This is a genomic window from Streptococcus australis, from assembly GCF_015553625.1.
Lineage (GTDB): Bacteria > Bacillota > Bacilli > Lactobacillales > Streptococcaceae > Streptococcus > Streptococcus australis_B.
Map to the genome: position 1 here is coordinate 309,206 of NZ_JADNGY010000001.1, position 21,151 is coordinate 330,356.

The window sequence follows — 21,151 nt, forward strand, 5'->3', positions numbered from 1 at the left end:
TACCTGTGAACTTTTCACCGTATAGTTGCTGGCTTATCCAGCTTTTTACTTGGCCTTATCGGCTCTTTTTTTCTGATCATCCAGCACAGCACCGGCAAGACCTGCTGCTAAGAGACCTGCCACAAGGCTTGCGACGCTTTCTTCCGTTCCTGTATTTGGTAATCTACCTTCGGAAACTGAAGTTGCTGAAACTGCTGGCGTTTGAGCTGTTTTCTCGACTTCCTTCCCTGCTGCATCTGTCCCTTCCTGACGCACTGCTTTGACCTCAAGAGATGTTTGAGGAGTTGGGGTAGCTACTGGTCCTTCTGAGCCATGAGGATGTTCTGGGTTCGGAAGCGGTTGTGGCTCTGGCCGTGGTTGCGGCTCTGGCTGTGGCTGTGGTTGCGGCTCTGGCTGTGGTTGCGGTTGTGGCTCTGGTTGTGGCTGAGGTTCTGGCTGTGGCTCTGGTTGTGGAGTGTCTGGAAGTACTTCTTTCGTGCCCACCTCTGTGATTTCTGCCACTGGATCTAGCTCTACAAAGGCATCCAGTTTCTTCCGGCTTTCCACACCATTTTCTTGAGAAACTTCCACCAAGCGCAATTTGCGGCCTTTTTGACCTTCTTGAACCACACGTTTCTCTCCTTTTGGAAGTTCCGCATTTGGACGTTCTAAGCGTTCAAAGTCCATCTCTTCTGGCTCAATCACCAACTCTGGTTTGGTATGGACCAGATTCTTAACCCCTTCTTCAGGAATGGCTGAGCCTGTAGGTGCTTTTGCGGATAGAGAAAGTTGATATACTGTTTCTAGCTTGCCATCTTCTGAGACAACCTTGACAAGAACCGGAGCATTGGCACTTTTAGCATCGATGACCGTAACGGCTGTTCCATTCTTGCCTTGTGCTGAAACGATTGGACGTTCTCCCTCATACTCTAGATGATAATCTGTCACATCTGGTTTAAAACCTTCTAGGTCTTTGCCATTCACTTGGATCGTAACATCAGTTGTTGCCTGGGCCTCTTCTGTTGGGGCATAGGTGCTCAATTCAATGATTCCAATTCCTTTAAGATTTTCATCACGGACCATTCTTAAACGGATGGCTTTCGTTCTGGTTTCGTTGAAGCTGAGGTTAGAGATATAACCAGGCTCAAAGGCATAATCCAAGCTATACGGGATTTCTTCCCAGTTAGAGGCCTGGTTAAATGGATGATCTGGAAGATTCTTCAAATTGCCGTAATCATCTGGGACATCAAAGTCTGGACCAATATAGCGTTCAAGAACCGTTTTCGTTGGCAGACCTGTTTCCTGATCTGCAAAGAAGTCGACCGCTACTTTATTGACTAAGCGCTCTGTTACTTGACCATTTTTCTTGAAGATGAGACCAGCAAACACTTCTGTTTGATCTGGCTCTCTCTTCCAGTTGGTCCAACGGTAGTACTCGTTGTAGCCACCATCATTGATGTAATCGATATAGTCGATTTGATTTGGATCGAGATCGTTGGTTTCACTAGCAAATGCTCTGGTATCCTCTGCATTGTAGTCACGGTTCACAGAGAGGATTTCTCCTGTCTTTTCTGACACCCGAACGGTCAGCTGAGCTGTCAGATCATAGCCGAGGACTTTTCCTTCTAACGTGAAGCTGCCTTCATGAGAAAGTGCATCAGCTGGGATAGCCTGCCAGTCCACCGTCAGTTCCTTGCGTTCATAACCTGTGTCCCCTTTAAAGTAGACACCTACTGTAGATGGTAGAACTAGATCTTGACCGACTTTCACAAAACGTCTGCCTGCTTCTACTGCTACTGGAACAGCTTGTTTCAGTTTTTCTGCATCGCTTGTGAGATGGAGATGGTATTCTTGTAAGATGGTACCATCTTCCGCTTTATGGATGACACGGATTGGCTCACCTTCATGGACGCTTGGCACAACCGTTGCAAGACCGTGATGGCTAGCTGTCGCTTCCACTTGTGGATAAGCCCGATCACGCGCATCGATGTAGTAATCGGTCACACTTGGATTAACTCCTGGTAAAACCTCACCGTTGACACGAATGGTCACCTGGCTCTTTTCTTCTGCCGCAACCTTATTGGCAAATACCTGAATCTCTGAAATAGAGCTTCCACGTTTGCCTTCTGGTGTCTTCATACGGATACGAACAGCATAGGTGTCGACTTTATCAAAACTGAAATGATTCATCTTGCCAGCTGCTACCGGTTCTTCAACGGTTAGGTTGCTGACTTCTTTCCAGTTGGCTGGATTGTTAAATGGATGGTCTGTTTCGTCTTTGACGCGATTTGGATTGCTTGGAACAGTTGGGATTTGTTCCCCTGTATAGTACTCAATCACATATTCACTTGGAGCCCCAACGCCGTGGTCTTCGTGGAAACCAACATGGAGGTTGTCCACTGCTCGCTTGGTCAAGATACCAGAATCCCCAAACAAGATACCAACAGAATCTTCCGCATTGTCACGGCCCCAGTTGGTCCAACGGTTAGCTGGAGCATCGGTAAAGGAGATGACCTTATCATTGACCTTAGCAACTGGATCCGCATCGTTAGAGTCACTTGCAAAAGCGAGTGGCAAGACTGATCCTGTCCATTGCTCAGCTACATTGGCTCCCTTGACTGTGGTGCTAGAAACACGAATATGAAGACGTGTTGGAAGGTTGGTTCCTTCTACACGGCCTGCTATGACAACTTCTCCTTCTTGGGCCAAGAGTTGCGGATCGACCGCATCCCAGGCCACCTTGGCAGCATAGGTCTTGCCATTGGAGTGATAAGTCCGCACGCTTTCTGGAAGGGCTGGTTTTTCACCAACTGGCGTTGTCGTGCTGACTTCTTCTACAGCGATAATGCCTTCAACGGTGACTTGAGCTTGGGCTTCTTTTTCCACACCCTCTACATGACCTGTGACTGTAAAGCTATGGTAATCCTTGACTTGATCTGCTGTCACGGTATCCCAGGTCACACGTTTTTCTTTCGGGAATCCCTTATCATACTCGACCAAGACGGTCTCTGGAAGAGCTGGCAAAACGTTTCGATCGGTGCTGATCCGTACAGGACGCACCTTGACAACCGTCTTTTCTTCAGGATTTGGCGTGATGGTAAAGGTGACTTCTCCCGTTTGTCCTTGGAAGCTAGCTTGTAAATGAACCAATCCTGCTTCTCGCAGTTCCAAACCTTTCTTGCTTGCGACCGCTTTTCCTTGACTGCCAGCTCTTGTCTTCACATCGATTTGATCTGCTTTGAGACTTGCCTGGCTACCATCTTGGTAATGAGCAATGACTTCAAGTGGTACTGTTTGGTCTTCCTTGAGTTCTTGCCCTTCTGGCAGACGCAATTCTAGGCGCTGGATCTGTGGACTTTCTTCTTGGAATTGGACCACATAGGTCTGGACAGCTCCCGTATCCTTAGCGGTAACATAGATTTGAGCTTTCAAACCATTCTCACGGCTAGCTTGTAGGACCGTCACTTGGGCATTTTCTGCACTTGCTGTGACTTGACCTGGCTCTTGCCCATAAGCGAGGGAACGGAAAATGGTATGGTTGCCACTACCAAATTTTGGAAGAGCTACTCCATCTAGCTGAACCGTTGGTTTCTTAGCCTTGGCTACATCTCCTCCTGCAACCACTAGCGTCGCTTGGACCGTTTCCCCATTGCCTAGGAGACCTGTCGCCTTCAAGCGAGCACCTGGTGTGGACAACTGATCTTCTTGACCAGCTTCCAAGGTCCATTGATCAACTTCATAGCTAACTGTCCGGCCATCTGTAAAGACCAATTGCACAGCCTTATCCACAGTTGCTAGATCCGCTCCCTGCGGGATTTGTTTGATGACCGGAAGAACTTGTTCCACACCGATTACATCGACCAGTGCCTCGACCGTCCGTCCTTGAACATGACCGGTCACACGAACTTGCCCAGCACGACTAAAGTCTGCCGCATCCCATTCAACGGCTTCTTCTTGGGCCATGCCATCGTTATAGACGACAGATACGCGACTTGGAAGCTCAGGTACTTCACCTAAGTAAACTTGTGTCCGAACCGGTTCTACTCCCAAGATAGAGCGTTCTTCCTGGTCCTTCTTACCTGTAAAGAGACTGACTTGGTCTGATTGCAAGCGGTCTGAATCAGCATAAAGAGTAAAGGATCCTGCTTGCTCAGTTGATTTGACAATGACCACCCCTTTGCCGTTAAAGGCCCGACGTTGCCATGAGCCATCTTCCTGTGCTTTGTAGCGTTCACGGCTGGCTTGTTCCCCGTTGTCGACGCCGACAATTTGGCCTTGTCCATGCAGATGGAAATGCACCAAATTATTGGCAGTTGGCACGACACGGCCTGCTTCATCGACGATTTCATAGGTAATATAGGTCAGATCCTTGCCGTCTGCTGCAATGGCGTGTTCTTCTTTCAGCAGGCGAACACCGGCTGGCTTCCCAGCTGTTTCTATTTGATCGCGGGCAATCACTTCGCCTGCTTCGTTGCGGGCAATAGCTTCCACCTTACCTGGCACATAAGGAACCAACCATTCTAGATAGAGTTCATCCGGATTTGCCCCTTCTTGGTAGGTCCGGCCATCTGCTGTAGTCTTCTTGGTAAAGGTCTTGACCCCTTGTGATTCCCCATTGACAATCAATTCCACACTGTGGGCATTGGAGAAGGCACGAACAGGGATCCGACCTTCTTCATCCATGACACGATTGGCCAATTCTGGATTTTCCCAGTTCCAATGCGGTAAGAGATGGACCATTGGATGTTTCTCAGCTGACAGCCATTGACTTTGGTACAGGTAAAAATCATTCTTCGGAAGGCCGGCAGTATCGACAATACCGAAATAAGAACTTTTCACAGGTGTGTCATTTTGGTTGTGCCATGGTGTTGGCTCACCGATATAGTCGGTACCTGTCCAGATAAATTGCCCTGCATAGCCGGCATGATCGCGGTCAAAGGTCCAAGAGGCTGTCGCTGTCCGACCCCAACCAACCCGGTCATTGCCGTAGTCTGATTGTTCATAGTGGCGGTCTTCTTGGTTGCTTCCGACCCATTCTCTTTCAGGATGATAGTAAGAGCCCCGTGTCCGCGTTGCAGAAGAGGTTTCAGAACCATAAATGAGCCAGTTTGGGTGTTTAGCGCGTAGGCTTTCATAGTTGGCCTCTGAATAGTTAAATCCAACTGCATCGAGCTCTGCCGCTACCTTTTCATGCCCTCCTGATCCATCACCAAAGCGGAATTTATCAGCTCCCATGGTGACATAGCGGGTTGCATCCACTTCCTTGATGGTCTTGACCAGACGACGAACGGTTGCGACAGACTTATCAGATCCATCTGCTTCACCGACTTCGTTACCGATTGACCACATCACAATAGAAGGATTGTTCTTGCCTCGCTCTACCATGGTCCGGAGGTCATAATCAGACCACTTATCCCCTTTACGAGCTTCTGGATGTGTTGCATCCTTTTCAAAGAATCGACCGTAATCGTATTGCTTTTTGCCACCATACCAGGTATCAAAGGCTTCTTCTTGGACCATCAAGCCCAACTCGGCCGCAATTTGCAAGGTTTGTTCACTCGCTGGGTTGTGGGTCGTCCGGATGGCATTGACCCCCATGTCCTTCATCTGTTTGAGACGGCGGTATTCAGCCTTGTAATTTTCCTCAGCTCCGAGGGCCCCATGATCATGGTGAAGGGAAACACCGTGGAATTTCGTAGCCGCTCCGTTAAGGAAGAAGCCACCTTCTGGTGTCCAGTTGAGATAGCGATAACCAAAGCGTTCCTTTTGCACATCTACCAATTGCGAATCCCGATAGACCCGTGTATACAGAGTATAAAGGGCTGGGTTATTGGTTTTGACATCCCAGAGGGTCGGTTTTTCAACATGAAGAGTATGAGACAGGTTGATCTCTTGACCAGCCAAAACGGATTGCACTTCACTGCGCACCTTTTCACTGACCACTTGACCATTTTGATCGACGATTTCGTATTCCGCATACACACTGTGGGCTTGATCATCTTGGTTGACAATACGACTCTTCACAAGAGTATCGACTGCCCCATTCTGTTGTTCTTCTAATTTTGGACTCGTGATGGTGGTCCCATACTTAGCTACATGGACCTTATCCGTCACACTGAGTTTGACATCACGATAAATCCCACTTCCAGAATACCAACGACTACTTGGCTGTTGGTTGACCACATGAACCGCGATGGTGTTTTCACTTCCATCCGCATTCAAATAAGGGGTAATATCGTAAGAAAAGGCATTGTAGCCATTTGGATAATGACCCACAAATTGTCCGTTTACATAGACTTTGGAATCCATGTAAACTCCACCAAATTCCAAACGCACCTTCTTATCCAGGTCCTTGTCTTCCAAACGGAAGGTCTTGCGATACCAAGCATCCCCACCGTTTAATTGTCCCCCTTCATTTTGAGCCGGAGAATTGTGATCGAAGTCAAAAAAGATTGACCAATCGTGTGGCAAATCTAATTTTTTCCAATCCTTGACATCCACTTGACGCCCTTCTGCACCAGGAGCTGCGTTTAACTTGAAATACCAGTCCTTGTTAAAGTCTCGTTCGCGATCTTGCACCATGTCCTCCGCTACTTGTTTTTGATCCTTGGTAGCCTCTTCAGTAGCCCCAGCAGAACGTTCACTTGTTTGAGGTTCCCCCTGTGGCTTTTCGATTTCGCTCTCATTCTTTTCAGGAGTAATCACAGCAGGCGCCTCTAAGGTTGTTGATGCTTTATCACTTGTCCCAACTTCTCCATTCGTCACCTCTGACGCTTCCCTTGTGGCTGTCATCTCCTCTTCTGTTACAGCTCTTCCTTCTTCTTCAGCTAAGACAGATGGAGCTCCAAAAAAAGATACACCGATTAATACAGAACAAGCTCCAACCGCGAGCTTGCGAATACTAAATACACTGCGCTTTTCAAAAAAAGACTTTCCCATATTTAACCTCCTCTTGGGACTTTTTAAAATGTAAGCGCTTTCTAAAATGCGTTTGCAAATAAAGAAACTCTACATTTTAACTATACCAAAAGTTGAGCCTTTAACAAGAGAACATGCAAAGAATATATAGTTTGTACTAAAAGAACTATACTTTGTCGAACAGATTCTTATAAGCATAAAATAGGAATGTAGGGATACTAAAGCTCTTTCAGATACGAGAAATGGATCAAGAAGATAGGGATGACATCCATCATTCAGTATTAACGATCCCCCTCTATTTCTCCTGTTTGAAATAGTTGTCATTCCAGCAGAGATAAGGTAGAATGAAAAGGATGAATTGAAAGGATACCACATGAACTACATTATTACTTTTTTGATCTCCATGATTCCTTTGGTGGAGCTTCGTGGAGCTGTTCCCTACGCTATCTCTAGCGGAATTCCTCTTTGGCAAGCCCTCCTGATCGGGGTCATTGGCAATATGCTTCCTGTCCCTATTATCTTCTTTTTCGCTCGCCATATCCTGGAATGGGGGAAAGAGAAACCTCTTATCGGGAATTTCTTTACTTGGTGTCTCAATAAGGGGCATCGTGGAGGTCAAAAATTAGAAGAGGCTGCAGGAGATAAGGGAATCTTTTGGGCCCTGCTCCTCTTCGTCGGCATTCCTTTACCAGGAACTGGTGCTTGGACTGGAACCCTCGCCGCCTCTATTCTAGACTGGGACTTCAAACGGAGTGTCCTAGCGGTCATGTTGGGAGTCATTCTAGCAGGGCTTATCATGGGTACTCTCTCGCTTCTTTTTGGACTCAATACCTTTGCGCATTAATCATAAAAGAGGTTGGGACAAAAGTCCTAGCCTCTCAATTGTCTTTGGATTGTCGAGCAAGACGCAATGGTTGAGTGCTCAAAGCACTGCTTTGAGGTGGTGGATAGAACTTGCGAAGCAAGTATCCTAAGTCTTTGTTCGCTTTTTAAGCTTCAAAGATGCCCTATGTTGACGGAAACTATGTTTCCTTTATCTGCAACCTTCAACAGTCTCCCAGACTGTTGAAGCTGTGCGGAGGTGTGACGGCGTAATCGAATTCTAACGAATGACCGATTTCTGTCCCACTCTCTTTTCATCTTGAAAAAAAGAGGTTTCTATGGAAACCTCTTTTCTTTTTATTCTTAGTTATTAAGAGCTGCTGCCATTGTAGCTGCAACTTCTGCTTCAAAGTCATTTGAAGCTTTTTCAATACCTTCACCAACTTCAAAGCGAACAAATTCAACAACTGAAGCATTTACTGATTCAAGGTAAGCTTCTACTGTCTTGCTGTCGTCCATGATGTAGACTTGTGCAAGAAGAGTGTATGCTTGGTCAACTTTTGTGTTGTCCAAGAAGAAGCGATCCATTTTACCTGGGATGATTTTATCCCAGATTTTTTCTGGTTTACCTTCAGCTGCCAATTCAGCTTTGATATCTTCTTCAGCTTGAGCGACAACTTCGTCAGTCAATTGAGCTTTAGAACCATACTTCAAGTGTGGAAGAGCTGGTTTACCAACCATTGCACGGCTTTCGTTGTCTTGGTCGATCACGTGGTTCAATTGTGCCAACTCATCTTTCACGAATTGCTCATCCAATTCTTTGTATGAAAGAACGGTTGGTTTCATTGCAGCGATGTGCATTGAAATTTGTTTAGCAAGGGCTTCGTCTCCACCTTCGATAACAGAGATAACACCAATACGTCCACCGTTGTGTTGGTAAGCACCAAAGTGTTGTGCATCTGTTTTTTCAAGCAAAGCAAAACGACGGAATGAGATTTTTTCTCCGATTGTAGCAGTTGCAGATACGTATGCTGCTTCAAGAGTTTCACCTGAAGGCATTGTCAAAGCAAGAGCTTCTTCGTTGTTAGCTGGTTTACCTTCAGCGATTACTTTCGCAGTTGCGTTTACCAATTCAACGAATTGAGCGTTTTTCGCAACGAAGTCAGTTTCAGCATTTACTTCAACTACTGCTGCAACGTTACCGTTCACATAAACACCAGTCAAACCTTCAGCGGCAACACGGTCAGCTTTTTTAGCTGCTTTAGCCATACCTTTTTCGCGAAGCAATTCGATCGCTTTTTCGATATCACCTTCAACTTCAACCAATGCTTTTTTAGCGTCCATGACACCAGCACCAGATTTTTCACGCAACTCTTTAACAAGTTTAGCTGTAATTTCTGCCATTTTGTTTCTCCTATATTTTTTTAAAAATAGGAGAGCCGGGCTAAGCCCCGCCCTCCTAGGTAATTACTATTTATACGAATTAAGCGTTGTCGCCTTCAACAACTTCAACGATTTCTTCGATTGAATCTGCTTGAGTTTCAGTTGCTGCCAATTCAGCTTCAACTGATGCAACTGCATCTTCACCTTGACGTCCTTCGATAACAGCATCAGCCATTTTCGCAGTGATCAATTTAACAGCGCGGATAGCATCATCGTTAGCTGGGATGATTACATCGATATCGTCTGGGTCAGTGTTTGTGTCGACCATCGCTACAACTGGGATACCCAATTTCTTAGCTTCTTTAACAGCGATTTGCTCTTTGTGTGGGTCAACAACGTACATTACGTCTGGGATACGAGGCATATCTTCGATACCACCCAAGAATTTTTCAAGACGAGCGCGTTGTTTGTTAAGAAGTGCAACTTCTTTCTTAGGAAGAACGTCGAAGATTCCTTCTTCTTCCATGCGTTTTATTTCTTTCAAACGAGCGATACGTTTTTGGATTGTTCCCCAGTTAGTAAGGGTACCACCCAACCAACGGTGGTTGATGTAGTATTGACCTGAACGAACAGCTTCTTCAGCAACAGCTTCAGCAGCTTGTTTCTTAGTACCAACAAACAATACAACTGCGTCGTTTGCAGCAGCTTCACGCATGAAGTCATATGCTTGGTCAGCGTATTTTACAGTTTGTTGCAAGTCGATAACGTGGATTCCGTTACGCTCAGTGAAGATGTACTTAGCCATCTTAGGGTTCCAGCGACGAGTTTGGTGACCGAAGTGTACACCAGCCTCAAGAAGTTGTTTCATTGAAATTACTGCCATGAGTAAATTCTCCTTTTTGTTTTTTTCTCCTCTCCCAGACGTCAGCTTGCAACACGACCACAAGGGCAACGGTGCCACAATGGTTCCGGGATGAGTATTTATTGCTTTACGCAACTTTATTAGTATAGCAGATTTAGAAGCTTTTTGCAAGTCATTTGAGAGAAATTCCTAGACATTCCTGCTTTTCTTCAGAGTCTCCCTCCTTCCTTTATTTTTTCTGCAAAATTCTCATTCTTTCCCTTTCATAGACCTTTTGTCTGAAATTTTTTCTTGACCTTATCTGATTTTTAAGATAAAATAGAATATGTTGTGGCGGTATAGCCAAGTGGTAAGGCACGGCTCTGCAAAAGCTTGATCGTCGGTTCAAATCCGTCTACCGCCTTCACAAACAAATATCAATGAGCCCAGCAATGGGCTTTTTTGATACATCAGCTTGATTGAATCTCACTTTCACCCCTTTGTCAGTGATTGTGTTTTCCAATCATGAAAGGAAAAGATATGATGAAAAAAGTTACCTTATCTGCTCTCAGCATCCTCTCTTTGGCCATGCTCACTGCTTGCCAACCAGCACAGAAAGAGACCCAAGAAAGAAAACCTCTTGTTAGCAGCTCTAAAAAAACCTCTAAAAGCTCTAAGAGTTCTAGAAGTTCTTCCTCTAAAAAGTCAACCAGCAAAAAGAATTTTTCATCAGGCTTCAATGACGATGATTCTCATAGCTCTTCAGATTCTAACACGCGCGAGGATCCTAACTATACAATGAGCTTGATGGACCAAGGAGAATCACTGGAAGCTATCGGGGATATCCCTGAAATGCCAAAATGGGCTGCCTTCAAAGAAATTAAGGTGGAAATCCTTGTTGGAAATGAAGCCCTTGCTCCTACTTCAAAGGACGAAGCCATCAATAAGTTAGGTCCTATTGATTCCACTTATGGTGATAATGGTTACTGGCATGGAGAGGGCTATGCTATCTTGATTGATTTTAATGAAAAAGGTCAAGCCACTAACAAAATTGCAAACTTGCCTAACTCTAAAAAGGTGACGAATCTCAAGGATATTCAACCTGGAATGACGGCTAAAGAAGTCATTGAAAAACACGGCCGTCCAGAAACTGTTTTCGTCTTTGGCTACGCGACGATCTTTACTTGGAAAGGTGAAGACGGGAAGGACTACTCTGTCGGTTTTGACAAAGAAACAGTCTTCCAAGTCTCTGAACCTGCATAAAATTCCCTTTTTCGGGATTCTTTTCTGATCCTATTCAAGAGCACTCAGTTGCTTTTCTCACCGATGGGATAGAAGCCCTTCTCATAACGCACAAACCCTCCAAGACGCTAGTCTTGGAGGGTTTGTTTGAATAAGAGGCTGGGACAAAAGTCCTAGCCTCTCAATTGCCTTTGAATTGTCGAGCAAGACGCAGTGGTTGCTTGGTATCTTTGTTCGCTTTTAAGCTCCAAATATGACCTAATGAGGGAAACAAAGTTTCCTTTATCTGCAACCTTCAACAGTCTCCCAGACTGTTGAAGCTGTGCGGAGGTGGGACGACGAAATCGAATTCTAACGAAGGACCGATTTCTGTCCCACTCTCTTTCATTCCTTACAATTCTGCAATTTGATTGAGGTTGACTTCTGCCACAGTGTCATTTCCAAACATGGTGATAATCATTTTCACCTTGTTGTTATCGATTTCTGTGATCTTACCAGTGTAATCTGCAAAAGCTCCATCGATGATGCGTACAGTATCTCCTACCTTCACATCAATGTTGAAATCTTGAACGGTTTGTCCCATCGAAATCAAGATGTTACGGATTTCGTCTTCCAAAAGTGGAGTTGGTTTTGAACGGTTCCCGTGTGATCCAACAAATCCAGTTACGTTTGGTGTATTCCGAACGACAAACCAAGCTTCATCCGTCATGACCATTTCTACCAAGACATAACCAGGGAAGCGATTTTCTTCGATTTCTTTTGTCTTCCCGTTTTTCTCGATTTGCACAGTTTGAGTAGGGATTTCTACACGCAAGATGTTTTCCAACATGTTATAGGTTTGTGCGCGTTGAAGAAGGTTTTCCTTCACTTTGTTTTCATATCCTGAGTAGGTCTGTAGGACAAACCAGCCTTTGTCAAAACTATCCATTTTTATTTCCTTTCTTATCTACCAGAAGGGGTTCGTTTCATCACGATACTAAAAAAAGCCTTCTGGCTCTTGTTTTCCTAGCTCCATTATAACATAAAACCGGAGAAAGCAAAGAAGTTTCTCTTGTTTTTCTTCAGCAAGACAAGAAAAAAAGCATCCACAGGGGACGCAGATTTGTTCTTTTTTTAGAACATATCGATGATCTTCAAAATACCTTTAGCCACTACTTGGTCAAACAAATAAATCAAAGCTACAAAGAAAGCGGTGTACTCAATTACTGAGATAAAATTTTTCCATCTTTCCTTGCGATTTGGCCAAGTCGTGTTTTTCAGCAAGACAAAAATATCTTTAAAAAATTTCACAACATTCTCCTATCTGGTTTCTTTATGAATTGTATATTTGCTACAATGTTTACAAAATTTGTTAACTTCTAGACGTTTTGGTTTTGGCGTCGCACTCAACTTGATTGAGTAGTTGCGTGACCCACAAACCGTACACGCTAGACTTGCTTTTTTTAATGCCATAACGCCTCCATTCACACCATTATAGCAAGTTTTCTACTATTTGACAAGTTCTTCTGCTCTCTGGAAGCGCATTTTGTTTGGCTTTTCTCTACGATTTGGTACAATATAGGAGATAAAGGAGAAATTATGAAAAGCGATCATCTGAAAGAAAGTAAAAACATTGAAGACCGTCGCGGGCAAAGTGGCGGAAGCTACTCATCTGGCCGCTCTGGTGGGAATTTAGGGGGTGGTATTTTACAAATCCTCCTCTCACCTGGAAGCTTCAAGAGCAAACTAATCTTGATCCTGGTCCTCATCTTTTTGAGTGGCGGGGCTGGATTGAGCGGGCTCTTTGACCAGGGCCAAACCACGCAGAACTATAACTCAGGCCAAGTCACTCGCCAAAGCAATACCCAGGTGAGTGATGGAGATAGCAAATTCGTCAGTCAAGTCCTTGGAACGACTGAGGATTTCTGGGGGCAAACCTTCCAAAATGAAGGGCGGACCTATCACAAACCAACCTTGGTTTTCTATACAGGTCAAACTCGAACTGGCTGTGGTGTAGGCCAAGCATCTGCCGGTCCCTTCTACTGTCCGACAGACCAAAAGATCTATTTGGATATCAGCTTCTACAAAGAGCTAACCACCAAATACAAGGCTAGCGGAGATTTTGCCATGGCTTATGTCATCGCTCACGAAGTCGGCCACCACATCCAAAACGAATTGGGGACTCTTCAGAGTTATCAGAAAGCCATCCGAGGAAAAAGTGAGACAGAAAAAAATGCCTTAAATGTCCGTTTAGAACTTCAAGCTGACTATTATGCGGGTATGTGGGCTCGTTACATTGAAGAGCAAGGCCTCATGGAGACGGGAGATATCGAAGAAGCGCTCAATGCTGCCCACGCCGTGGGAGATGACACCCTTCAAGAACAAGCCTATGGCTACTCCGTTCCTGATAGCTTCACCCACGGGACTTCTGAACAACGTATGCGCTGGTTCAAACGTGGTTACCAATACGGTGACTTTGAACACGGAGATACCTTCAGCGTCTCTGATAAAGACTTGTAACAAACCTAAAACCAAAAGCCTTTCAGATTATCTGAAGGCTTTTTTAGCACCCTATCGATAGCTAGCTAAGCAAGGAAAATGATTTAAAAAATCCTTTCCATTCAAAATCTTCTCAGAAACTTTCCTTAGGTGAGTACGGACGTCAGCGAACTTCGAAGAAGTTCCATGACTTAGTTTTGAATCTAGGGTTTCAAAACTCCCGAGTGCTTGAAACAATCGTGTTTCAAGCACTTTTCTCACGGCGGAAAGTTTCGAGATTGAGTTGAATAATTTCATAAAATAGAAATCATCTTTTTTATTGAAGGATCTCCCAGTTATTTTATGTAAATATAGTTCCTATACAATCTAAAAGAGAGTGGGACAGAAATCGGTCATTCGTAAGAATTCGATTTCGTCGTCCCACCTCCGCACAGCTTCAACAGTCTGGGAGACTGTTGAAGGTTGCAGATAAAGGAAACATAGTTTCCGTCAACATAGGGCATCTTTGAAGCTTAAAAAGCGAACAAAGACTTAGGATACTTGCTTCGCAAGTTCTATCCACCACCTCAAAGCAGTGCTTTGAGCACTCAACCACTGCGCCTTGCTCGACAATCCAAAGACAATTTAGAGGCTAGGACTTTTGTCCCAGCCTCTTTTAAGCGTCTATTTTTAGAATCCAAACCAACCTTTGAAAGTATCCCAGGCATTTTGTGCTTTTCCAGGAATATCTGCTTCATCGATGGCTTTCTTGGCATCGTCTACGATACCTGCAGCGCGTTCTTTGACTGTATCAAAGAAGCCCTTGTCCTCTTCTGGACTCTCAGTTTCTGTTTCTTGACCGACAGGGGCAATGCCATTTTCCTGGTAAGAATTTTCCTCATTATCAAAGCTGGTTCCTTCTGTATAAGGTAGGACGCTATTGGCTACATTTCGGAAAATTACTGAGGCTGTCTCTGCACTGGTCCCTGTCAAATAGTGGGTTTCATCCGTCTTAGGGAAACCTAGCCACTGACTAATGACCACATCTGGCGTGTAGCCGATGACCCACTGGTCTCCGGAAAGATCGGGGTTGAAGTCCGTTTCAGTCGTTCCTGTTTTACCAGCCATGGTATAACCATACGGTGCTGCGTTGACACCCGTTCCGTTGGTAAAGGTTCCCAACATCATATTGGTCATCTTCTTATTGGCTGAGCTGCTGAGCACTCGTTTTGATTTCTGACTGTGACTTTTCACTACCTGACCGCTGGCATTTTCAATCTTGGTAATGAGATGGGCATCGTTCATTACTCCGTCATTGGCAAAGGTGCCATAAGCCTGAGCCATTTGAAGAGGGTTGGTCGTCACACCAGATCCCAGGGCTACTCCGAGAGATTTGTCCACATTGTCCATGTTGAGACCAAATTTTTTCCCATAATCAAAGACAGTATTGAGCCCTAACTCATTGGCTGTCGCTACAGCTGGAAGGTTGAGAGATTCTGCCAAGGCTTGGTACATAGGTACGGTCGGACTACCTTGAATGCCGCCGTAGTTATCGACTGTATAACTGCCGTAGACCTTGGTCGTATTGTCCAATTCTTTGTTGGTCGACCAGCCGTTGGCTACAGCTGGACTATAAACGACCAGGGGTTTAATGGTAGAACCAGGACTTCTCGCAGATTGAGTCGCATAGTTATAGCTTCGGAAGCCAGCATCTTGGTCACTGGCCACGCGCCCGACAATTGCCCGCACTCCTCCAGTCTTAGGATCCAGAGCCACGCTACCAGATTCTGCCCGCGTGCCATCTTCGGCAACAGGGAAGAGATCTACATTGTCGTAGATGACCTGCATGCTGGCTTGGTAGTTCTGGTCCATCTCTGTGTAGATCCGGTATCCATTCTTGATGATATCTTCTTCTGTTAGACCATATTCGTTGACAGCCTCGTTGATAACCGCATCGAAATAGGACGGGTAGCGATAATCTTCTGACTTGCCTTCATAGGCATCCACCAGTTGGCCATGAATGTCGACTGCGGCGGATTGATCTGCTGTGGCTTGATCGATATAGCCAGCTGCGACCATATTTTGTAGGACCGTATTGCGACGATTGGTTGCGTTCTCGACTGAATAAAGGGGGTTATAAATTTCTGGCCCCTTGAGCATACCGGCAAGGACAGCCGACTGATCCAGAGTCAACTCACTAGCGGAGACACCGAAATACTTCTTAGAAGCATCTTCAATCCCCCAAACCCCATTTCCAAAATAGGCATTATTGAGGTACATGGTCAGGATTTCTTTCTTACTATACTTTTTGTTGATTTCAAGGGCTAGGAAGAACTCCTTGGCCTTCCGCTCAACCGTCTGATCCTGAGAAAGATAGGCATTTTTAGCCAACTGTTGGGTGATCGTCGATCCCCCACCTGAACGACCGGCAGTCAAAATCGCCAGGAAGAAACGACCATAGTTAATCCCACTATTTTTGTAGAAGCTCCGGTCTTCCGTCGCCACAACTGCATTTTGCAAGTCTTCGCTAATGGCATCTAACTCAACGTAAGTCCCTTTTTGCCCTGTTAGGCTTCCTGCTTGGTTCCCATTTTTATCATAGATGATTGTGGTTGCCTTGAGGGCATTTTGCAGATCTGCTACATTGGTCGTCTTGGCTATGTAGAAAAGATAACCTCCGACGACGAGACTAAAGGTCAGGCCAATCAGTAAGAAGATCTTGGTCAAGTGATACTTGCGCCAAAAGCGTCTGATCGGATGTTGGGAGTGAGATTTTCTCCGTGACTTGTCCGAGCGGCTATAGGTTGGAGCTTGCTCCTCCCCGTCTGTTGATAACTCAACCTCTTCCGCAATTTTCGTTGGTTTTTTTTCTCGTTGGAAATGACGAATCATTCCCTCCAATAATTCTTTTAATTTGTTCATAGTCCCTATTTTATCACCTTCCTAACGTCTAGACAAGAAAGACCTTCGCAAGAAAGGATGCTTTTAGCTTTCTTTAAGGTTGCCATCTAGTCCACTCTAGAGCGGGTTTCAGCGTCTTGTTCCTCCCTCCCTCTTCCTCCTTCTCGCCTTTTCTTTCCACCCGCTTTCTGATACAATAACACTATGCATTATACTATAACGATACCAAGCGCCTTGCCCGCTATGACGGTCAAAGAGGCCCTAGAAGATTACTTTCTCATCCCACGAAAGATTCGTCATTTTTTGCGAACAAAAAAACATGTCCAAGTCAATGGGGAGACTGTCCATTGGCAATCGATGCTTCAGGCTGGTGACCAACTCACCCTCACCTTTGATCCGGAAGATTATGAAGAAAAGGAGCTCCTAGCAGGGGATGCTAGCCTGGTCGAAACCCTCTATGAAGATGAGCACCTCATCATCGTAAACAAGCCCGAAGGCATGAAAACGCACGCCAATCAACCAGATGAAATCGCCCTTCTCAACCATGTCTCTACTTATGTCGGAAAGACCTGTTATGTGGTTCATCGCTTGGACAAGGAGACCAGTGGGGCTCTTGTCTTTGCCAAGAATCCTTTTGTTTTACCCGTCCTGAATCGACTGCTAGAAGACAAGAAAATCCAACGAGACTATTGGGCCTTAATCCTAGGCAACTTACCCAAAAAGCAGCTGGTTTATAAGGACAAATTAGGACGAGATCGCCACGATCGACGCAAACGCATTGTTGATCCTCGAAAGGGCCTCTATGCAGAAACCCATGTGACCGGCTTAAAGACTTTCAAACGCACCAGCTTGGTCAACTGCCAGCTCCAGACAGGTCGCACCCACCAGATCCGCGTCCACCTCTCTCACCATGGCCATCCAATCGTGGGAGACCCTCTCTACAACCCAGAAAGAGCTCCTCGTCTCATGCTCCATGCCCACCGCTTGCGACTCACCCACCCCTTTACCTTAGAAAAAATCCAAGTTGAGGCTCCTTCTGCAAGTTTTGAAAAAGGATTAAAAGAGCAGACATCTCCATAGAGCCAAGCGAGTGGTGCTCCTAATCGATTACCTTACAGAGTAATCAAAAAACAGCTAGTTGATTTTCAAAAAATGACTTATTTTGCCATTTAAGAAGATTAAAAACTTTCCGCTGTGAGAAAAGTGCTAGAAACAATAGTGTATCTAGCACTCGGAATTATTGAGACCTTAGGCTCAATAATTAGTCATGGAACTTCTTAGAAGTTCGCTGACGTCCGTACTCACCTAAGGAAAGTTTTTCGGAAGATTTTATCTACATCTAAAAACACAGAATCAAATTGATTCTGTGTTTTTTTGCTATTTCTACATAGGTCCTAGTCCGTCGTTTCTTCACTTGCGGCTGGGCTAACTTCTGTGTTTTCTGACTCTGGAGATGGAGTCTGAGCAGGATCTGAAGTTTCTTCCTTATTCAGATTAGAATCGCTCGTGGCAGGACTTTGAGGGGCTGGGGTTGCTTCGTCTGCTTCCACTGTCACTGCTGTCGATGGAGCCGCTAGCAAATCATCTCGAAGGGCTTGGATCGCCTGTAACAAGGCTTTCTTGTCGCTCTTCGGATCAGCTAGTTGATCAAAGAGGGCTTCTAAGCGTTCAAACTGAGCATCACTGGCTCCTTTTTCGGCCAATTGTTGGTGGAGAGCGATCAACTGGTTATAAATCTCTTGATAGAGAGCTACGTCTCCAAGTTGAGGTTCTTCTGTTTTCTTTTGCTTTTGTTGTTCAATCGTTTCACCAACTTCACGCAAAAGAGTTTTCCCAGTTGTCAAAGCCTTATCAGCATCTGGCTCTTGGCGCACCTGTTCCAAACGTTCTTCAAAAGCAGGACGTTTGCTTTCTTCTACTTGTGGCAAAAGAGAGGAGATTTGATCGATAAGGGCTGTCAGGAGATTCGAGCGTTGACGAGACTCTGTCTTTTCATCCAGGTCGCCATAGACCCCCTTGAGGAAGTCGTAAACAGCTAGGTTATAGGACGGAGCATCTGCTCCCTTTTGATCCAGAACTGTTTTTTCAATTGGATAGGTTGGAGCATTTTCCTGAGATACTAGTTGGTCAATGGCTTGCTTGGCTTGGTAGAGTTCCATGAAATGGGCTTTTGAGTCCCAAGCTTCTTCAAAGGCCTGAGCCCGGTAAAGCTTCAAAGCAAGGTCTGCTGCTGTCGCCCGCAATTCTGGTGTCAAGCGCGCATCACTTAAACTTTGGTAGAAATACTTGAGGTAGTCCACCGAAGTCACACCGGTCCGATCTTGCATCTCTTGAATGGCCTGGAGCAATTTTCCTTCTTTCTCCAATCGTTGGCTATCCTTGGCCGTATAGGCTTCCTGCAACTGAGAAACGAGGCTTTCTTTCTTGAGTTGGAAGGCTTCGGTATCTAGCAAGCGAACCTGCTCCAACAATTCCTGGTAACGACGGTCCAAGGCCGTTTCTTCTTTCGGTTTGACTTCCTGGGTCGCGTGGATATATTCCTTGTCAACTTGGTCAAGACTCGCCAAGTAGCCTGCTGTCGAATTGCTTGGGAAGTTTTTAACAGTTTCTAAGAATTGACCCAAGTTCAACTCAATCCGTCTTTGTTGCAGAGGATCGGATGCGTACAAAGTCCGACTTTCTGCCAGAAGTTGGTTGACCTTGTCCTCTACAGCTTTCTGGTCCAAGTCACCTTTCTGGTAAGCTGCTTGGATGGTCGGCAGACGATGAGCCAGGTAGTCCGCCAAACCTGCTGAGCGCACCTTGATATAGTGGTTATGGTCTCCATGCGGAATGACAAACTGACCATTCTCGATTTGCATCGTATATGGTGAAATACCAGAGCGAAGTGCTGTTGCATAGAGCTCGTTGATAAAGTCTAGCTCAGGATTTCCTGTTTCAAGTGGAATCCGGACATGCTCCTTCCGAACTGCATAAGGGTGGATATGGGTTGGATCGTATTCTTGGTCTGGATTATTAAAGACAAAGAAACCATTTGAAATCTTGATAGCTTCCCGAGGAACGCCGTAAGTCTGGCTAATGTACTGGATTTTTTCTTCATCCGAAGCATCGCGCGAATAGGTCGCCACATCATCCGTCAGTGGCTGCCCCTTGTCCTCTTCCTTCTTACCAGCTAGCACTGCCTCTGCAGCAGCGATTTCTTGAGGTGAGAGATCCTTCTTGTAGAAGTAATGGGCATGGTCTCCGTGAGCGACCATATAACCCTCGTCATCCTTGCTGATGACATGGTCTGCATGGAATCCATGATCGTGCTCATGGGCCTGTTCGCCTTCATGATGATGGTCGTGATCGGCTTCATGGTCATGCTTGTGATGAGGATCCTCCTTCTCATGGTCGTGGTCCTGATTGACTGGTTTTGTGTCTGGGCTTGAAGGTTGAGTTGGACTCTCTTCTTTTGCGATACTTCCACCTTGTGTACGGGATAGTTGGAACTGTCGTGCCAACTCCCGCTCTAAAGGCGAAAGGAGACTATAAGGGATGAAATGGAAATGATCCCCATGAGGATAAACTACCCCTTGATCTGTCCATTTGGTAATCTTACTTGGATCAAAAACAGAACCATCCGACTCAACATGGCGCTCTGAAAGCGGGGTATGCTGCAACTCTTCCAAAAGGCTCGGCAAGGTCCCCCCCTTATTAGTTGCTGTTGGATGAGGCACAGAAGCTGTAATCGTTGGAGTAAACGGGTCTGAGATTGGCTGATTCGGATTAACCGATGAAGCTAGCTGGCTAGAAGGTGGAGCAATAGGATTTACTTCATTTTTTCCTCCTCCATTTAAAACCGCTAAGGCAGCATATAATTCTCCAGCTGATAAGGCACTCTTCGGAATATAGTGGTAGTGTCCTCCATGAGGCACGATAAAGCCATCTCCTGTATCAGAAATCACATCCCCAGGATGGAAGACATAGCCGTCATCTGTCCGGTAGCCACCTTGGCTAGGCTTGACTCCTGCTGTTAGACTGGCTACTGTTTTCCCTTCTCGTAAAGCCTGACTTGGCTGACTAAAATCACGAGTTTGCCCAGCTTTTTGGGCATTCTCTTTCGAACCTGAAACCAGCTCTCCTTTTTTCTGTTGGGCAATTTCCTCCACCGAACGAACATTCAGTGTATGTTGTGGATCGGTTAGATAAAGGTAGTAGTTCCCATCCTTCTTGATAATATAGCCATCTCGCACCTGTGTGACAATGTCCGATTGCTGTAGTTGGTAAGAAGGGTCCCGTAAAATCAACTCCTCACTAAAAATCGCATCGTAAGGGACCTTGCCATTGTAGTAATGGAAATGATCTCCATGGGAAGTCACAAAGCCCTCGTCAGTAATCTTAACCACAATCTGCTCTGCCTGGGTCTTTTCCTTCGAGTTGACGGATTCAATGCTTTCTTCCTGTTTGTTTGAGCTGCTAGCTGACTTTTTCTTGTCTCCTTGTAAATACTGCACCTGATTCTGACTCTTTTTGTCTTCCTTGACTGGTGCTTGTTGACTTAAGGCGTAGGCACATAAACCCAGACCTAATGTTGCTACTAATCCAATTGTTCCTTTTTTCTTCATT

General features: G+C 45.4%; 12 protein-coding genes and 1 tRNA gene. 5 read left to right on the top strand and 8 right to left on the bottom strand.

Annotation, left to right across the window (positions count from 1 at the left end):
- Nucleotides 1–45: 45 nt before the first annotated feature.
- Nucleotides 46–6,918 carry an Ig-like domain-containing protein gene (locus tag I2D56_RS01355; RefSeq protein WP_195347803.1) on the bottom strand — a complete coding sequence of 2,291 codons (6,873 nt, stop codon included), beginning with the start codon at nt 6,916–6,918 and terminating at the stop codon, nt 46–48.
- A 352-nt stretch (nt 6,919–7,270) separates the two neighbouring features.
- Between I2D56_RS01355 and I2D56_RS01360 the strand changes: the two genes are divergently transcribed.
- Nucleotides 7,271–7,741, top strand: coding sequence for a COG2426 family protein (locus I2D56_RS01360; RefSeq protein WP_023024646.1), 471 nt, complete (start codon nt 7,271–7,273; stop codon nt 7,739–7,741).
- Nucleotides 7,742–8,082: 341 nt separating this feature from the next.
- Here I2D56_RS01360 and tsf read toward each other — a convergent pair whose 3' ends face one another.
- Together tsf and rpsB are read right to left on the bottom strand one after the other, a co-directional pair.
- The gene (gene tsf / locus I2D56_RS01365) at nt 8,083–9,123 is read right to left on the bottom strand and encodes a translation elongation factor Ts (protein WP_023024647.1); all 1,041 of its coding nucleotides are present in this window, start codon (nt 9,121–9,123) and stop codon (nt 8,083–8,085) included.
- A 79-nt stretch (nt 9,124–9,202) separates the two neighbouring features.
- Nucleotides 9,203–9,985: a 30S ribosomal protein S2 gene (gene rpsB, locus I2D56_RS01370; protein ID WP_048716695.1), complete on the bottom strand. Its 783-nt coding sequence runs from the start codon at nt 9,983–9,985 to the stop codon at nt 9,203–9,205.
- 311 nt (nt 9,986–10,296) lie between these two features.
- On the opposite strand from rpsB, the gene I2D56_RS01375 reads away from it, so the two are divergent.
- Nucleotides 10,297–10,367: transfer RNA gene (locus tag I2D56_RS01375), tRNA-Cys, on the top strand.
- A 116-nt stretch (nt 10,368–10,483) separates the two neighbouring features.
- Nucleotides 10,484–11,206 carry a hypothetical protein gene (locus tag I2D56_RS01380; protein ID WP_229050155.1) on the top strand — a complete coding sequence of 241 codons (723 nt, stop codon included), beginning with the start codon at nt 10,484–10,486 and terminating at the stop codon, nt 11,204–11,206.
- A gap of 370 nt (nt 11,207–11,576) precedes the next feature.
- Here the strand turns inward: I2D56_RS01380 and nusG are convergent, their stop codons facing one another.
- The 3 genes from nusG to rpmG form a co-directional block, all read right to left on the bottom strand.
- A complete protein-coding gene (nusG, locus tag I2D56_RS01385) occupies nt 11,577–12,113 on the bottom strand; it encodes a transcription termination/antitermination protein NusG (protein WP_006595435.1) in 537 nt (178 codons plus the stop codon).
- Between the two features lie 185 nt (nt 12,114–12,298).
- A complete protein-coding gene (gene secE, locus I2D56_RS01390; protein WP_023024653.1) occupies nt 12,299–12,475 on the bottom strand; it encodes a preprotein translocase subunit SecE in 177 nt (58 codons plus the stop codon).
- Nucleotides 12,476–12,484: 9 nt separating this feature from the next.
- Complete coding sequence (rpmG, locus tag I2D56_RS01395) at nt 12,485–12,637, bottom strand: 50S ribosomal protein L33 (RefSeq protein ID WP_006595433.1); 153 nt, start codon at nt 12,635–12,637, stop codon at nt 12,485–12,487.
- 126 nt (nt 12,638–12,763) lie between these two features.
- Here rpmG and I2D56_RS01400 point away from each other — a divergent pair, with 126 nt between their 5' ends.
- The gene (locus I2D56_RS01400) at nt 12,764–13,684 is read left to right on the top strand and encodes a neutral zinc metallopeptidase (RefSeq protein WP_023024655.1); all 921 of its coding nucleotides are present in this window, start codon (nt 12,764–12,766) and stop codon (nt 13,682–13,684) included.
- A gap of 648 nt (nt 13,685–14,332) precedes the next feature.
- Here the strand turns inward: I2D56_RS01400 and pbp2a are convergent.
- Nucleotides 14,333–16,564, bottom strand: coding sequence for a penicillin-binding protein PBP2A (gene pbp2a, locus I2D56_RS01405; RefSeq protein ID WP_195347804.1), 2,232 nt, complete (start codon nt 16,562–16,564; stop codon nt 14,333–14,335).
- Nucleotides 16,565–16,747: 183 nt separating this feature from the next.
- On the opposite strand from pbp2a, the gene I2D56_RS01410 reads away from it, so the two are divergent.
- Nucleotides 16,748–17,623 (top strand): RluA family pseudouridine synthase, encoded by an 876-nt coding sequence (locus I2D56_RS01410; RefSeq protein WP_195347805.1) that lies wholly within the window; start codon nt 16,748–16,750, stop codon nt 17,621–17,623.
- Nucleotides 17,624–17,937: 314 nt separating this feature from the next.
- On the opposite strand, the gene I2D56_RS01415 is transcribed toward I2D56_RS01410, so the two are convergent.
- A complete protein-coding gene (locus tag I2D56_RS01415) occupies nt 17,938–21,150 on the bottom strand; it encodes a pneumococcal-type histidine triad protein (RefSeq protein WP_195347806.1) in 3,213 nt (1,070 codons plus the stop codon).
- Nucleotide 21,151 lies beyond the last annotated feature (1 nt).

Coding starts and splice junctions, on each gene's coding strand:
- I2D56_RS01355 (WP_195347803.1), bottom strand. CDS start 6,918: ATGGGAAAGTCTTTTTTTGAAAAGCGCAGTGTATTTAGTATTCGCAAG.
- I2D56_RS01360 (WP_023024646.1), top strand. CDS start 7,271: ATGAACTACATTATTACTTTTTTGATCTCCATGATTCCTTTGGTGGAG.
- tsf (WP_023024647.1), bottom strand. CDS start 9,123: ATGGCAGAAATTACAGCTAAACTTGTTAAAGAGTTGCGTGAAAAATCT.
- rpsB (WP_048716695.1), bottom strand. CDS start 9,985: ATGGCAGTAATTTCAATGAAACAACTTCTTGAGGCTGGTGTACACTTC.
- I2D56_RS01380 (WP_229050155.1), top strand. CDS start 10,484: ATGATGAAAAAAGTTACCTTATCTGCTCTCAGCATCCTCTCTTTGGCC.
- nusG (WP_006595435.1), bottom strand. CDS start 12,113: ATGGATAGTTTTGACAAAGGCTGGTTTGTCCTACAGACCTACTCAGGA.
- rpmG (WP_006595433.1), bottom strand. CDS start 12,637: ATGGCATTAAAAAAAGCAAGTCTAGCGTGTACGGTTTGTGGGTCACGC.
- I2D56_RS01400 (WP_023024655.1), top strand. CDS start 12,764: ATGAAAAGCGATCATCTGAAAGAAAGTAAAAACATTGAAGACCGTCGC.
- pbp2a (WP_195347804.1), bottom strand. CDS start 16,564: ATGAACAAATTAAAAGAATTATTGGAGGGAATGATTCGTCATTTCCAA.
- I2D56_RS01410 (WP_195347805.1), top strand. CDS start 16,748: ATGCATTATACTATAACGATACCAAGCGCCTTGCCCGCTATGACGGTC.
- I2D56_RS01415 (WP_195347806.1), bottom strand. CDS start 21,150: ATGAAGAAAAAAGGAACAATTGGATTAGTAGCAACATTAGGTCTGGGT.